12 protein-coding genes are annotated in these 15,171 nt (G+C 74.1%); 2 read left to right on the top strand and 10 right to left on the bottom strand.

Annotation, left to right across the window (positions count from 1 at the left end; all coding sequences use genetic code 11):
- Positions 1–75 precede the first annotated feature (75 nt).
- Positions 76–1,659, bottom strand: a complete 1,584-nt coding sequence (locus ACIRGB_RS33470; protein WP_403872832.1) for a glycerol-3-phosphate dehydrogenase/oxidase — start codon at positions 1,657–1,659, stop codon at positions 76–78.
- Positions 1,656–2,273, bottom strand: a complete 618-nt coding sequence (locus tag ACIRGB_RS33465; protein WP_403872830.1) for a TetR/AcrR family transcriptional regulator — start codon at positions 2,271–2,273, stop codon at positions 1,656–1,658. The genes ACIRGB_RS33470 and ACIRGB_RS33465 overlap by 4 nt, the downstream gene beginning before the upstream one ends.
- A 71-nt stretch (positions 2,274–2,344) precedes the next feature.
- On the opposite strand from ACIRGB_RS33465, the gene ACIRGB_RS33460 reads away from it, so the two are divergent.
- Positions 2,345–3,943, top strand: a complete 1,599-nt coding sequence (locus ACIRGB_RS33460; protein WP_403872828.1) for an FAD-binding oxidoreductase — start codon at positions 2,345–2,347, stop codon at positions 3,941–3,943.
- Between the two features lie 72 nt (positions 3,944–4,015).
- The gene (locus tag ACIRGB_RS33455) at positions 4,016–4,897 is read left to right on the top strand and encodes a diacylglycerol kinase family protein (protein ID WP_403872826.1); all 882 of its coding nucleotides are present in this window, start codon (positions 4,016–4,018) and stop codon (positions 4,895–4,897) included.
- A 54-nt stretch (positions 4,898–4,951) separates the two neighbouring features.
- Here the strand turns inward: ACIRGB_RS33455 and catB are convergent, their stop codons facing one another.
- From catB to ACIRGB_RS33415, 8 genes are all read right to left on the bottom strand, one after another.
- A complete protein-coding gene (catB, locus tag ACIRGB_RS33450) occupies positions 4,952–7,231 on the bottom strand; it encodes a catalase CatB (protein WP_403872824.1) in 2,280 nt (759 codons plus the stop codon).
- Between the two features lie 134 nt (positions 7,232–7,365).
- Positions 7,366–7,593 carry a hypothetical protein gene (locus tag ACIRGB_RS33445; RefSeq protein ID WP_403872823.1) on the bottom strand — a complete coding sequence of 76 codons (228 nt, stop codon included), beginning with the start codon at positions 7,591–7,593 and terminating at the stop codon, positions 7,366–7,368.
- 131 nt (positions 7,594–7,724) lie between these two features.
- Positions 7,725–9,620: a DUF2264 domain-containing protein gene (locus ACIRGB_RS33440; protein ID WP_403872821.1), complete on the bottom strand. Its 1,896-nt coding sequence runs from the start codon at positions 9,618–9,620 to the stop codon at positions 7,725–7,727.
- Positions 9,617–10,648 (bottom strand): hydroxyacid dehydrogenase, encoded by a 1,032-nt coding sequence (locus ACIRGB_RS33435; protein WP_403872819.1) that lies wholly within the window; start codon positions 10,646–10,648, stop codon positions 9,617–9,619. The genes ACIRGB_RS33440 and ACIRGB_RS33435 overlap by 4 nt, the downstream gene beginning before the upstream one ends.
- Positions 10,645–11,508: a carbohydrate ABC transporter permease gene (locus ACIRGB_RS33430; RefSeq protein ID WP_403872817.1), complete on the bottom strand. Its 864-nt coding sequence runs from the start codon at positions 11,506–11,508 to the stop codon at positions 10,645–10,647. Before ACIRGB_RS33430 ends, ACIRGB_RS33435 begins: the two co-directional genes overlap by 4 nt.
- On the bottom strand, positions 11,505–12,491 hold the full coding sequence (locus tag ACIRGB_RS33425) for a carbohydrate ABC transporter permease (RefSeq protein ID WP_403872815.1): 987 nt from the start codon (positions 12,489–12,491) through the stop codon (positions 11,505–11,507). The genes ACIRGB_RS33430 and ACIRGB_RS33425 overlap by 4 nt, the downstream gene beginning before the upstream one ends.
- 26 nt (positions 12,492–12,517) lie before the next feature.
- Complete coding sequence (locus ACIRGB_RS33420; protein ID WP_403872813.1) at positions 12,518–13,849, bottom strand: ABC transporter substrate-binding protein; 1,332 nt, start codon at positions 13,847–13,849, stop codon at positions 12,518–12,520.
- Between the two features lie 171 nt (positions 13,850–14,020).
- Positions 14,021–15,112, bottom strand: coding sequence for a substrate-binding domain-containing protein (locus ACIRGB_RS33415; RefSeq protein WP_403872812.1), 1,092 nt, complete (start codon positions 15,110–15,112; stop codon positions 14,021–14,023).
- Positions 15,113–15,171 lie beyond the last annotated feature (59 nt).

Here is a 15,171-nt window from a genome sequence, read left to right as displayed (position 1 = left end):
GCCCCGCCCGGTCGGGCGCGGCCCGTACCGGTCGGCGTGCCGGTCACTGCCGTCAGGTCTGGCGGGTGGCCGGTGTCAGCCCGCTTCTGCCGTGATCTCGCCGACGAGGTCGCGTACGGCGTTCAGGGCCGCGGCGCGGTCCTCGGGGACCAGGCCGATACGGGTGCGCCGGTCGAGCAGGTCGGTCTCGTCGAGGGCGCCCTCGTGGCGCAGCGCCCACACCAGTTCGGCCCCGGTGACCGGGTGGTCCGGCAGGACGCGCTCGGCGAGGCGGGGGTCCCGGGCCGCGAGGGCCTGGACCGCCGGGGCCTCGGTGCCGTACCGCCGGACCAGGTGGCGCGGCGCCCGGAGCCGGGCCAGGGTGTGCGGGGCGGCGGCGCCGACCAGGGGCAGCGCGGCGGTGGGGGACGGACCGGCGGCCAGCCCGCGGGCGGCGACGGCGGCGTCCACGGCGTCCTCGGCCATCCGCCGGTACGTGGTGAGCTTGCCGCCGACCACGGTGACCACGCCCTCGGACGAGGTGAGCACCGCGTGCCGGCGGGAGACGTCCGCGGTGCGGGTCCCGGCGCCGGGCCGGTCCGACGGCGTGGTGTCGAGCAGGGGGCGCAGGCCCGCGAAGGCGCCCACCACGTCCTCGCGGCGGACCGGCACGTCAAGGACCGAGCCGAGCACGTCGAGCAGGAAGCCGACGTCCGTCTCGGGCACCTCCGGCACATCCGGAACGTCCCCGTCCACCGGTTCGTCGGTGAGCCCGACGTAGACCCGGCCGTCGCCCTGGGGCAGGACGAGGACGAAGCGGTTGGTCTCGCCGGGGATCGGCACGTGCAGCCCGGCCGGGAGCGGGCCGAGCCGCTCGGAGCGCAGGACGAGGTGGGTGCCGCGGGAGGGGCGGATCCGGATGCCGTCCACGAGGCCGCCGGCCCACACCCCGGAGGCGTTGACCACCGCGCGGGCCCGTATCACGCCCTCCTCGCCGGTCAGCTCGTCGCGTACGCGGGCGTCGGACCCGGTCAGCTCCAGCGCCCTGACCCGGGTCAGGACCCGCGCCCCGCGGGCCGCCGCGGTCCGGGCCAGCGCCGTCACCAGCCGGGCGTCGTCGGTGAGCCGGCCGTCCCAGGAGAGCAGCCCGCCGCGCAGCCGGTCGGAGCGCACCGCCGGGGCGAGGTGCCTGGTCTCCACGGCGGACAGGCGCCGCGGCGCGGGCAGCGTGGCCCGCGCGGTGCGCGCCGCGAGACGCAGCGTGTCCCCGGCCCGGAACCCGGCCCACGCCAGCGCGCCCTGGCCGCGGGAGACCAGCGGGGTGAGCGGCAGGACGAACGGCTGCGCGCGTACCAGGTGCGGTGCCGTGCGCTCCATCAGCACCCCGCGCTCCACCGCGCTCTCGTGCGCGACGTCGAGCTGGCCGGAGGCGAGGTAGCGCAGGCCGCCGTGGATGAGCTTGGAGCTCCAGCGGGAGGTGCCGAAGGCCAGGTCGTGGGCGTCCACGGCGGCGACGCTCAGGCCCCGGGCGGCGGCGTCCAGGGCGGCACCGGCACCGGTCGCGCCGAGACCGACGACCAGGACGTCCACGACGGGGCCGCCGACCGTGTCGGCCACCTCCCGGGAGCGCCGTGCGGCGGACAGGGAGGCCCCGGCGGCGGGGCGGCTGGCGGGGCTCATGGCGTGAGGGTCCTCTCCAGGATGGTGCGCAGCTCCGCGAGGAGGGCCGCGGGGGTCAGCTCGGCGTCGTCCTCGTCGGTCATGGTCCGCAGCGACAGGGCGAAGGACTGCACCACCAGCAGCACCGACCGAGCCTGCCGCCCGGTGTGCGCCCGGCGGACCGACCCGTCGGCGTGGCCCTCCTCCAGCGCGTCGGCCAGCAGCTCCAGCAGGGCCTCCTGGCTCGCCCCGCGCCGGTCGAGGACGTAGGGCAGAAGCAGCTCCGGATCGACGTCGACGATCTTGCGGAAGAGGGGATGGGCGCGGAACGCCTCCACTCCCGCCACCAGGCCCTCGACGATGCGCGAGCGGGTGTCGGCGCCCTGACCCGGTCCGGGGATGGCGCCGGTGGCCACCCCGATCCACTCCCGGGTCATCAGGTCGCCGACCAGGGACCGCACGTCCGGCCAGCGGCGGTACAGCGTCATCCGGGAGACGCCGGCGCGGCGGGCGACGTCGGTCATCGTCGTGCGCCGCACCCCGACGGCCAGCACGCAGTCGCGCACGGCGTCCAGCACCGTGTCGTTGTCCGAGGGGGTCTGCCTGCTCGAGTGGTTGTGACGATTGGGCGTCATGTGTAACAGTGTAACGCCCAGCGGGGTGGTGCGGACGGCATCCCTCGAAGCGACCGTGAGGACGACAGGCAATGGACATGCTGTTCAACGGCTGGGGCGACCCGGCCAGGGCGACGCCACTGCCCGACACGGTGACCGGACTGCTGCGCGAGCTGCTCGGCGTCGCACCCCGCGAGGCCGCCCCCCTCCCGCCGGAGGAGATCCACGTCCCCGAGTCGCCGCTGGGCCCGGACGCCCGCCGCGCGCTGGAGGCCGCCGTCGGCAACCGGGCCCACGACGTGCGCACGGACGCCGAGAGCCGCCTGCGGCACACCCGCGGCAAGTCCACCCCCGACCTGCTGCGGATGCGGACCGGCGACGTCACCGACACCCCGGCCGCCGTCGTCCTGCCGGATGGCCACGACGAGGTGCTCGCCGTGCTGGCCGCCTGCGCGGAGCACCGCCTGCCCCTCGTGCCCTTCGGCGGCGGCACCTCCGTCGTCGGCGGCCTCGCCCCCGGGCGCCCGGGCCCGTTCGTCGCCCTCGACCTGCGCCGCATGAACCGGCTGTTCGACCTCGACGAGGTCTCCCGCACCGCCACCCTCCAGCCCGGCCTGCGCGCCCCCGAGGCCGAGGCGCTGCTCGGCGAGCACGGGTACACCCTCGGCCACTTCCCCCAGTCCTACGAGTGGGCCACCCTCGGCGGCTTCGCCGCGACCCGCTCCAGCGGACAGGCGTCCGCCGGGTACGGCCGCTTCGACGAGATGGTCCTCGGCCTCACCCTCGCCACCCCCGAGGGCACCCTCGACACCGGCCGTGCCCCGCGCTCGGCGGCCGGACCCGACCTGCGCCAGCTCGTGCTCGGCTCGGAGGGCGCCTTCGGCGTCATCACCTCCGTCACCGTGCGGGTGCGTCCCCTGCCGAAGGTCCGCCGCTACGAGGGCTGGCGCTTCGCCTCCTTCGACCAGGGCGCCGCCGCCCTGCGCCGGCTCGCCCAGGACGGCCCGCGCCCCACGGTGCTGCGGCTGTCCGACGAGACCGAGACCCTGATCGGCCTCGCCCAGCCCGACGCCATCGGCGCCTCCCTGGAGCGCCAGGACGCCGGATGCCTGGCGGTCGTCGGCTTCGAGGGCACCGCGGAGGACACCGCGCACCGCCGCGAGGGCGCCGCCGCCGTCCTGGGCGACAGCGGCGGCACCTTCGCCGGACCGGAGCCGGGGGAGCGCTGGGCCCACGGCCGCTACTCGGCGCCGTACCTGCGCGACTCCCTGCTCGACGCCGGGGCGCTCGCCGAGACCCTGGAGACCGCGGCCTACTGGTCCCGCCTCCCCGCCCTGTACGCCGCCGTCCGCGAGGCGCTCACCGCCACCCTCACCGAGGCGGGCACGCCGCCCCTGGTCATGTGCCACATCTCGCACGTCTACGAGAACGGCGCCTCCCTCTACTTCACGGTCGTCTCCGCCCAGGGCGAGGACGCCGTGGCGCACTGGGCCCGGGCCAAGCACGCCGCCAACGACGCCATCCTCGCCGCGGGCGGCACCATCACCCACCACCACGCCGTGGGCACCGACCACCGCGACTGGTACGTCCGGGAGGCGGGCCCCCTCGGTGTCGAGGCCCTGCGCGCCGTCAAGCGGGTCTGGGACCCCGCCGGACTGCTCAGCCCGGGCGTCCTGCTGCCCGCGGACTGACCCCGCCGCACGGCACGCCCCCTCCCCGTGAGACAACAGTCCGGCCCCACCCGTCAGTCCGGAGGCACATCGATGCGACAGTTCACCGCCGTCGTCAACCCCACCGCGGGCGGAGCCACCTCGGCCGCCGCGCTCCTCGGGGTGGCCCGCCTGCTGCGGGAGGCGGGGGCCGGGCTGGAGACCGAGTACAGCCACAGCCTCGCGCACGCCCGTGAACTGGCCCGGCGGGCCGGGGAGCGGGGGCGGGTGGTGCTCGCCGTCGGCGGCGACGGCATGGCGGGCGGCATCGGCGGCGCCCTCAGCGGCACCGGAGCCGTGCTCGGGCTGGTCCCGGCCGGACGCGGCAACGACTTCGCCCGCGCCCTGGAACTGCCCACCGCACCCGCCGAACTGGCCGAGGTGCTGCTGCGCGCCGAACCCCGCCCCGTCGACACCGTCGAGGTCACCTCCGCCGTCCACGACCGCACCGTTGTCCTCGGCAGCGTCTACGCCGGGGTCGACGCGCTCGCCAACCGGCACGCCAACCACGCGCGGCTGCTGCGCGGCGCCGCCTCCTACTACGCGGGGGCGGTGCGGGCCGTGGCGGGCTGGCGTGCGGCGGGCTACCGGGTCACGGTCGACGGCGAGGAGCACGCCTTCAGCGGCTACACGGTGGTGGCCGCCAACTCCGGCTACTACGGCTTCAACCGCCGCATCGCCCCCGCCGCCCGGGTGGACGACGGCCTGCTGGACGTGGTGATGATCCACGACGCCCCGCGACGGCTGTTCTTCGCCCTGATGAACGACCTCTCGACGGGCGCCCACGTCCACCGGCCCCAGGTACGCGTCCTGCGCGGCCGGGAGGTCCGCATCGAGGCGGACCGGGCGATACCCTATGGCGCCGACGGCGAGGTCGAGGCCGTCGTGCCCGTCACCGCCCGGGTGCTGCCCGGAGCACTGCGCGTCCTGTGCTGAACACACCGCGGGGCCGGACGCCCGCAACGGCACCCGGCCCCACGGTCCGTCGGGTCAGCCCCGCGGCGTGGTGAAGCGTTCCCACACCCGGTGCGAGCCCATCAGCTCCGTGACCCGTTCCAGGGCCGCGGTGCCGGAGTCGGCGACGACCACACCCGGAGCGTCGGCGGGCACACCCGACGCCGCCAGCGCCGGCTCGCCGCCCGCCCAGACACCGATCGCCTTGCCGTGCCGGAACGCCTCCGACAGCAGCAGGCTCACCCGCGGGTCGATCGTCCCCGGACCCGCGGGCGCCGGTCCGGCCTTGTAGTCGCGCGGGGTGTAGGCGTCGCCGCCCATGTCGGGCGTCCCCGCGAGCAGCACCGCGTCGAACTCGACCGACCGCGCGGTGACATAGCTGCGCTGCACGGTCAGCGCGGCGTCGCCGGCGCCGAGGGTGCCACCGGTCGGCGCCACCACCAGCGGCACCATCCCGGCGTTCAGCACCGCCTCCCGTACCGCGCCCACGCCCTCCAGGTCGGCCCCACCGGTCACGATGCCGATCACCCTGCCGTCCAGCGGCCAGGTACCGCCCACCTGGGACAGCGCCGGGCTGGGCTCGACGTCGGCCAGCGGCACGGTCGGCGCCGGGGCGGGCAGGCCGAGACCCTCGGCGACCCCCGCGCACAGCTCGGGGTCGATGTTGGCCAGGACCTGGAGCGTCCGCTCCCGGATCGCCTGCTCGTAGCACTTGCCCAGCTCGAAGGTGTAGGCGCCGATGATGTGCTCGCGCTCCACCGAACTCATGCTCAGCCAGAACCGGCGCGGCTGGCTGAAGTGGTCCGCGAACGACTCGGGGGCCTCGCGGACCTTCCTGCCCTCCGGCACCCGCACCGGAGCCTCGATGAACGCGTTGGTGTCCGCGCCCGCGGTGAACGGGCAGCCGCCGTCCAGGGAGTTGGGCCGGTAGGGCGCCACGCCCCGGTGCACGGCACTCTGGTGCATGCCGTCGCGCAGCATGTCGTTGACCGGCGCCTGCGGCCGGTTGATCGGCAGCTGCGGGAAGTTGGGGCCGCCCAGCCGCGTGATCTGCGTGTCCAGGTAGGAGAACAGCCGCCCCGCGAGCAGCGGGTCGTCGGTGACGTCGATACCGGGCACCAGGTGGCCGACGTGGAAGGCGATCTGCTCGGTCTCGGCGAAGAAGTTGGACGGGTTGCGGTTCAGGGTCAGCAGGCCGACCGGCTGCACCGGCGCCAGCTCCTCGGGCACCAGGTTGGTCGGGTCCAGCAGGTCGATGCCCTCGAAGGTCTGCTCCGGGTTGTCGGGGAAGGTCTGGATGCCCAGCTCCCACTGCGGGTACGCGCCCGCCTCGATCGCGTCGGCGAGGTCCCGGCGGTGGAAGTCCGGGTCGACGCCGTTGATGAGCTGCGCCTCGTCCCAGACCAGTGAGTGCACGCCCAGCTTGGGCTTCCAGTGGAACTTCACCAGCGTGGTCGCGCCCTCCGCGTTCACCAGCCGGAAGGTGTGGACGCCGAAGCCCTCCATCATCCGGTAGGAGCGCGGGATGCCCCGGTCGCCCATGAAGAAGAGGGTGTGGTGGGTCGCCTCGGTGTGCAGTGAGACGAAGTCCCAGAAGGTGTCGTGGGCGCTCTGCGCCTGCGGGATCTCCCGGTCGGGGTGCGGCTTCGCGGCGTGCACGACGTCCGGGAACTTGATGGCGTCCTGGATGAAGAAGACCGGGATGTTGTTGCCGACCAGGTCGAAGACGCCCTCGCTGGTGTAGAACTTCGTCGCGAACCCGCGGGTGTCCCGCACCGTGTCCGACGATCCGCGCGAGCCGACCACCGTGGAGAACCGCGTGAACACCGGCGTCTCCACGTCCGCGGCCAGGAATCCGGCCTTGGTCACCGAGGCCGCCGTGCCGTAGCTCTGGAACACCCCGTGCGCGCCCGCGCCCCGCGCGTGCACCACGCGCTCCGGGATGCGCTCGTGGTCGAAGTGCATCACCTTCTCGCGCAGGTGGTGGTCCTGGAGCAGCACGGGTCCGCGCGGCCCGGCCTTCAGCGAGTGGTCGGTGTCGTACAGCCGCGTTCCCTGAGCGTCCGTCAGATAGCTGCCGGACTGCGCCACCCGGGCCTGGTCGGCGCCCGTGGGCTGACCGGTCGGCGACACGGTGTCCGGGCCGCTCTGGTCGGGCTTCGGGGGCAGCGGCTCGCGGGGTTCGGTGGGTTCGGCGACGGGCGGCGACTCGGGGCCGGGCCTGCCGGGGATTCCGTCCGGCGGACCACCGGCCTCGCCGTGCAGGCCCTCGGTCACCTTGTGGACTGCTCGCTTGAGGGGATTGGCCTCGCTCATCGGCCTTTCTCCGTTCTGGGCGGGCCGCTGGACGCGCCCGATCGTGTTCGAGTTGCGGCTGCCGTGGTGGGCCGTGACCGCGTACCCAGGGTTCGGGACTCAAGGCATGGGCGCGGGCGACGGAGGCGGTCGGCTCAGGTGATGGCCTGTCCGTCGTGGGTGCCGCCCTGGCAGAGCGCCGTGAAGGAGCCGGTCCCGTCGCCGTCCGCCGAGATGAGGATCACTCCGCCGCCCTGGATGCACTCGGTCGCCGTCACGTCGCTCGGGAGGCTCGGGGCGTGCGGCACCGAGGCCCGCGCTCCGGTGGCGCACAGGACCGACAGGGCCAGGGCCGCGAGCACGGTGCACGACGACTTGCGCATGGGGACGACTCCTTCTCGCAGGTGCCGTCCCAGCGTCACCGGCCCGGCCCCGGCACGCCACCGGGGGCGGGCGCACGGGGGAGGGCCCCGACCGCGGACACGGTTCGGGGCCCTCGAAGCGCCGTACGGGCCTACGCCGCCGTGTGTGTCACCCTCACCGGTTCGAACGAGACCCGGGTGCGGGCGCCGTCGGCCGCCCAGACCACCTCCACGCCGTCCTCGCCCGGCACCACCTCCGCGACGGCCCCGGCCGCCGGGACGCTCACCGGTTCGCCGGTCAGCGCGGCCAGGCTGACATGGACGGACGTGCCGCCCGCCGGGCCGGACAGCCGGGGCAGCTCCGCCCACGGCACGTACGCGGTGCCCTGCGGGGCGCGCACGGTCTCCGCCTCAGGATCCCAGCCGTACAGGCCGTGCAGCGCGGAGGTCAGCGGCTCCTCGGGACCGGTGGCCCAGCCGGTGTGGGTGACCCGTGCCCCGGGCGGCGCCCCGACCACCCGGTGCACCCGCAGCTCGTACGGCCCCCGGGCCACCGTGACGCTCTCCACCCGCAGCCCCGGCACCATCGGCGGCCCGGCCACGAAGACGGGCCGGTGCCAGGACGCCGCCCAGCCCCAGCCGTCCCCGTGCCCCGCCCCCAGCGGGTGGACCCGGCGGCGCACACTGGACCGGCCGTCCACCTCGACCGACAGGTGGTTGTCCGCGACGTTCTCCCGCGCCGTGGGACCCGTCCGGGTCGAATAGGCCTGCCGGCCGTAGTGCGGGTCGTCCTCGGCGGCCGACTCGCCCTCGTGCGGCCGGACATGGTCGCTGCCGTGGTTGTGCAGCCGTACGATCCCGTCGCCGCGGGTGGCCTGCACCAGCAGCCCCGGCGCGGGCAGCGCCAGGACCCGGTCCGCCTCCTCCACCGGCGCGGGCTCCTCCGGCGCCGTCCACAGCGGGTGGTCCGCCGGGGCGAGCAGCGACACGAACGCCTTCGACGCCCAGTACGGGGAGGCCGGGCCCGAGTACGGCTGGAGGGTCGCCTCGTGCGGGCCGTACCAGCCGAGGCTCAGCAGCCCCTCGTCCGTCAGCGCCCCCCGGTCCACGAAGTACCGCAGACTGCCGCTGACCAGCCGCCGCGAGGCACCCGGCGTCAGCGGGGTGTGCCCGGTCAGCGCGCCCAGGCCCACGGCCGCCGACGCGGCGAAACGGTAGGTGAGCGAGCGCCCGAAGTGCAGCGGCGCCCCGTCGGCGCCGAACATCAGGGCGAAGCCGTCGAGGTGGGCGCGCAGCCGGTCCCCGTACCGGGCGAGGGCGTCGGTGTCGCCGCCGAGGTGGGCGTCGAGCACCGGGTAGAGGTGCAGCGCCCAGCCGTTGTAGTGGTCGAAGGCGCGTCCGTCGCCGTCGGCGTACCAGCCCCCGCCCCGGTACCAGCCCTCCATCAGCTCCAGCGCCCGGTGCCGGGCCGCGGCCGTCTCGGCGTCACCGCGGCCGACCGACTCCAGGAACCCGGCGACCGTGTACGGGAACAGATACCAGTTGTTCGGCGCCGGCACGTGCCGCAGCGCGCCGCGCAGCCATTCCTCCACCCGGTCCTGGACCCCGGAGTCCAGGTGCTTCCACAGCCACGGAGCGGTCAGCCGCAGCCCCAGCGCCACCGAGGCCGACTCGACCATCGGCTGGCCCTGCACGTCGTGGTCGAGGATCAGCGGCCAGGACTCGGTGTCGTCCCGGCCGGGGGTACGGGTGCCCGAGGCGAGGCCGTCGGCGTAGCGGTCCAGCCAGCCGCGCGGGTCCGCGCCGTCCGCGCCCGCGACGCGGAAGCCCGCCGCGAGGAAGGTCCGCGCGAAGCCCTCCAGACCGTCGGAGCGTACCCCCGAGCGCGAGGGCCGTCCCGGCAGGTCGAGCAGGGCGCGGCCCGGGGTGCTCCAGCGCCACGCCGCCCACAGCAGCCCGTCCGCGACGGCCTCCCAGTGGGCCCGGGTGTAACCGGTGTACGGGCTCGACGCACGGTCCTCGGTGGGCAGTTCGAACGGGATGCTCATGCCAGGAACGCCAGCCTTTCGCGTCGTACGGGATGGAGAAAGCCGGAGCCGGACGCCCAGCGGGTCGTCTCGGCGAGGGCGAGGTCGGCGAGACGGCGCCATTCGTTGCCCTCGGAACCGGCGAGGTGCGGGGTGATCAGGGCGTGCTCGCAGTCCCACAGCGGGTGGTCCGGCGGCAGCACCTCGGGGTCGGTGACGTCGAGGACGGCCCGGATGCGGCCCGCCAGCACGGCGTCGGTGAGCGCCTCCTGGTCGACGACCGCCCCGCGGGAGGTGTTGATCAGCACCGCGTCGGCGGGCATCGCGTCGATCAGCGGACGGCTCACCAGACCACGGGTCGTGGGCAGCAGCGGGGTGTGCACGCTGACGGTCTCGCAGCGCGCGAACAGCTCCGGCAGCCCCACGTTCTCGACGCCCAGCTCGGCGGCCTCCGCGTCGGTGACGTACGGGTCGTGCAGCAGGACCTCCACGTCGTGCGGCCGCAGCAGTTCGACGACCCGGCGGCCGATCAGCGACGCCGACAGGACCCCCACCGTGCGGCGGTAGTTGCCGACGCTGCGCGGGGTGCGCAGCCAGTTGCCGCGCGTCCGGGACGCCCGGAAGTCGCGGGCCCGCTCCAGCACCCGCTTGCCGGTCAGCAGGATCATGCCGAGGGTGTACTCGGCCACCGGCAGCGCGTTGGCCGCGGCGGCCGAGGAGACCTCGACGCCCCGCTCCCAGCACGCGTCGGTGACGTGCCCGCGGACGCTGCCGGCCGTGTGCACCACGGCCCGCAGCCGGGGCGCCGCCCGCAGCACGTCCGCGTCCAGCGGCGGACAGCCCCAGCCGGTGATCAGCAGCTCCACGTCCGCCAGTACGGATCTCGCCCGCGCCGTGGTCAGGTCGTCGAGCACCGGGAAGGGCGCGAGGTCGCACACCCGGCGGAACGCGGCGAGGGACGGGGGGTCGAGGACGGCCGAGGCGGCGTCCGGGGACATGGCCACGGCGGCACGGGGCCGGAAGCCGGGGCCCGGGGCGTGCACGGTCACTTGACGGCTCCGGCGGTCAGGCCGCTGCGCCAGAAACGCTGGAGCAGCACGAAGGCGAGGATGAGCGGCAGTACGGCGAGCAGCGAACCCATGATGACCACGGGGTAGTACTCGGGCGACACGGACGCCGAGCTGTTCCACTGGTACAGGCCGAGACTGACGGGATACAGGTCCTGGTCGGACAGCATCACCATGGGCAGGAAGAAGTTGTTCCAGATCGCGGTCAGCTGGAACAGGAAGACGGTGATCAGACCCGGCCCGAGCATCCTGAGCGCCACCCGGGCGTACGTGGTCAGTTCCCCGGCCCCGTCCACGCGCGCCGCCTCCAGGACCTCGTCGGGCACGTAGCCCCGCGCGAAGATCCGGCCGAGGTAGACGCCGAACGGATTGAACAGCACCGGGACGAACACCGCCCAGAAGGTGTTGACCAGGCCGGCCTCGGACGCCATCAGATACAGCGGCAGCGCGAGCACCGTCTGCGGCACCATGACCGCCGCCAGCACCAGGCCGAACAGCTTCTCCTTGTGCCGGAAGCGGTACTTGTCGAAGGCGTAGCCGCAGGCCACGCTCACCAGCGCGCCGACGGCGGCGCCGATCACCGCGTACAGCAGGCTGTTGACGTACCAGCGGCCGTACAGCCCGCCGTCCATGGCGAAGACGTCCTGGAGGTTCTGGAGGAAGGAGAAGTCGCTCAGGGACAGCAGATCGCTGCTGAACAGCGCGTCGCGGGTCTTGGCCGAGGCGAGCACCAGCCACAGCACCGGCAGCAGCGTGTAGAGGACGGAGACGGCGACGACCACGTTGACGGTCGCCCGGCCCAGCAGCTTCGGGCGGAGCAGGGAGCTGTCGGTGGCGCTCATCGGGCCTCCTCGGAGTCGGCGCGGCTGGTGAAGCGGGTGACGCCGTACGACAGGGCGATGGTGCACACCAGCAGGACCACCGAGGCGGCCGCCGCGAGGCCGTAGTTGTTGCGGGTGAAGGCCGCGTCGTAGATGTACATGCTGGGCGAGAACCGCGAGTTGATCATCGGGGAGGACTGGCTGAGCAGCATCGGCTCGGTGAACAGCTGGAGCGCCCAGATCAGGGTGAAGATCGAGACCGTCACGATGGAGGCCCGCACCAGGGGCGTCTTGACCTGGAGCGCCGTGCGGACCGGCCCGGCGCCGTCGACGACGGACGCCTCGATCACCTCGCGCGGCACGGCCTGGAGGGCGGCGTAGAAGATCACCATGTTGTAGCCGAGGTTGCTCCACAGGGCGATGTTCACGATGGACGGGATCACCGTGTGCACTCCGAGGAAGTCGATCGTGATGTCGCCCTTGGCGAACAGCTCGATGATGGGGCTGATGCCGGGTGTGTACAGGTAGAGCCAGATCAGTGCCGCGATGATGCCGGGCACCGCGTGCGGCAGGAACAGGCCGAGCTGGGCCAGGGCGCGCAGCCGCACCACGCCGGAGTCGAGCAGCAGGGCGAGCGCGAGCGCGCCGACGACCATCAGCGGGAGGTAGATCAGGCAGTACAGGGCGACCGTGCCGAGGCCGCCGAGGAAGGTGGGGTCGGTGAGCACGGCCGCGTAGGACCGCAGTCCGACGAAGACGGTGCGCTCGGGGCCGAAGCCGAGGCCCGGCTGGTCGTCGCTGAAGAAGCTGAGGTAGACGGCGGTGCCGACGGGGATCAGGAAGACGGTGACCAGCAGGGCGAAGAACGGCGTCATGAGGACGCCGGCGGCGGTCAGTTGACGGCGCTTGGCCGCTCTGCGGGCACGCGGGCCGGCGGCGGAGCCGTCCGGGGCGGTGGCGCGGGAGGAGCCGGTCGCCACCCGTGCGGGGGTCGTCGTGGTCATGGGGGTGTCACCTGCCTTTCGTCGGCTCAGGTGCTGTGCTGGGTGGTGGACAGGCCCAGGGCCTTGAGGTCGGGCATGGTGCCCTCCTGGGCGGTGCGCAGCGACTCGACGAGGCTGCCCTGGCCGCCGCCGACCCGGGCGAAGGAGTCCTGCATGACCTTCTGGGTGGCGCTCATCCGCGGACCCCACAGCCACTGGTCGCCGATCTTCTCGGCCTCCTGCTCGAACAGGGCGTAGATGTCCTGGCCGCCGTAGTACGAGCGGTCGAAGGCCTCGCGGCCCACCGCGACCAGGCCGGGTGCGGCCGGGTACTGGCTGCTGGTGCCGCTGGAGAGCCGGGCGCGCAGGGCGTCGGGGTGGGAGACCTGCCACTCGATGAACTCCATCGCGGCCTCCGGGTGCCTGCTGTCCTCGGTGATCGCGAAGGTGGAGCCGCCGTGCGTGCCGGCCGAGGGGCTGCCGGGGTCCCACTGCGGCAGCGGCGCGATCCGCCACTGGCCCTTCTGGCCGGGCCGCGCGTTCATCTGCGCACCGGCGTCCCAGGCGCCGCTGAGCCGGGTCAGGACCAGCCCGTTGCCGATCTGCGCGTCGGACTGCCTGCTCTCGACGGCGTTCATGAAGACGTCGTCCCGGTCGATCAGCCCCTGCCAGTACTCCGCGACCCGCCGGGAGGGCGCGTCGGCGATGGAGACGTTCCAGGCGCCCTTGGAGGTGTCGAACCACTGGGCGCCCGCCTGCCAGGCGTAGCAGGCGAACTGGGTCATCCCGTCGGTGGGGAAGAGCACCAGCCGGCGGTCGGGCGCCTTGCGGCGCACGGTGGCGGCCTGCTCGGCGAACTCGTCCCAGGTGCGCGCGACTTCCAGCCCGTAGTGGTCGAACAGGTCGGCGCGGTAGTGCATCACCATGGGTTCGACGTCCAGCGGCACGGCGAACACCCGGCGTTCGAAGGTGGTCAGGCCGAGCGCCTGCGGCAGCAGCTTGCGGCGCAGGCCGTCGCTCATCAGGTCGGTGATGTCGCGGGCCACGCCGTCGATGGCGAACCCCGGGACCTGCGGGTATTCGAGGGTGGCGACATCGGGCGCGTTCCCGGCCCGGGCGGCGTTGCTGAGCTTGGCGTAACCGCCCTGTCCACCGGAGGGGATCTGCTGGAACTCCACCTGGACGGTGCGGTGCGTGCGGTTGAACGCGTCGACCACCTCCTGGCTGCCGCGCAGGGCGGACCAGAAGGTGATGCGCGTGGTGCCGCCCGTGCGGGCCGACGATGCGCCGTTCCCGCCGTTGCAGGCGCTCGCGGCTCCTGCCAGGGGGAGGGCGGTCATCGCGGCGAGCACGGAGCGACGGCTGGGTCGTCCGGGCATGGCGCCTCCGCGGCTCCTGCGGGTCCGCGGGTGCGGACACGACTCTTCGAGACACCGGAATCCTGAACGCCCCGACTCAAACGGTCAATAGATCGATCAGAAGAAAATGAATCGATCAAACGCTCATTCGCCAAGCGGTTCGGTCGGTGAGCCGGTGAGCCGGTCGGCCGGTCAGCCGGTCGGTCGGTCCGTCGACCCGCGCACCATCAACCGCGGCAGCAGCTCGACCCGCCGGCCCGGCCGGCTGCCGGGCGCCTCGGCCAGCCGCTGGAGCAGCAGCTCCGCCGCCGCGTGCCCGACCTCGGCCTTCGGCGGCGACACGGCCGTCAGTGGAGGCGAGGCGAGACCGGCCACCACATCGTCGTACGCGACCACCGAGCAGTCCTCCGGCACCCGCACCCCTTCCTCCGCGAGCCGCTGGACGACCATCAGCGCGTCCACGTCGCCGTGCAGCACCATCGCGGACGCACCCACCTTGCGCATCAGCGCGGGCAGCTCGGCGGTCTCGTCCGCGGAGTACGGCCCGTCGACTCCGGCCTCCGGCGCCACCAGCGTCCACGCCCACCGCTCCACCAGGGGGTGCGCCCCGGCGATCTCGGTGAACGCGGCACGCAGCGAGCGGGCGGTGGGGCTGTCGTGCCGGGTGGCGAACACGATCCGCCGGTGACCCAGCCCCACCAGGTGCTCCACCGCCAGGTGCGCGCCGTACCAGTGGTCCGAGCACACCGAGTCCAGGGCGTGCAGCGCGCTGCCGCGCCACGGGCGGCGCTCCATCAGCACCGTCGGCACCCCGACCCCGGCCAGCCACTCGTGGTCCGCCTCCTCGTCGGCCCGGCCGCGCCAGCGCGGGGCGATCAGCAGCCCGTCCGCGCCGTCCGCCAGCGCCCGCTCCACCAGCGGGCGCTCGGCCCCGGACGCCTGCGGCGCGAGGTGCAGGGCCATGCGCACCCCCGCCCGCTCCAGGACCGTGCGGGCCCCGTGCAGGGTCTCGGTCAGGTACGAGTGCCGCACGGGAACCACCACGGCCACCCGGTCCCCGGCCGCCGGGACCGGGTCGGCGACGGTCTCCCGGGCCGGCTGCGTCGACCGCACGACCCCGTACCCGCGGCTCAGCCTGCCCTCGCGCGTCAGCTCCTCGACGTCCCGCCGCACGGTGACCACCGAGACCTGCAACTCGTCGGCGAGGTCGCGCACCCGCGCGGTACCGCGCGCCTGGACCGCCGCCAGTATCCGCTGGCGCCTGAGATCGACCGGCTCCCGCATCAGGGCTCCCCACCCGAGAATGTTCGTTTGAGCGATTCCGCGTCATCATAACGATCGCT

The sequence above is a fragment of the Streptomyces sp. NPDC102490 genome, assembly GCF_044765285.1.
Taxonomy (GTDB): domain Bacteria; phylum Actinomycetota; class Actinomycetes; order Streptomycetales; family Streptomycetaceae; genus Streptomyces.
This window is presented reverse-complemented; position numbering and strand designations above follow the sequence as displayed.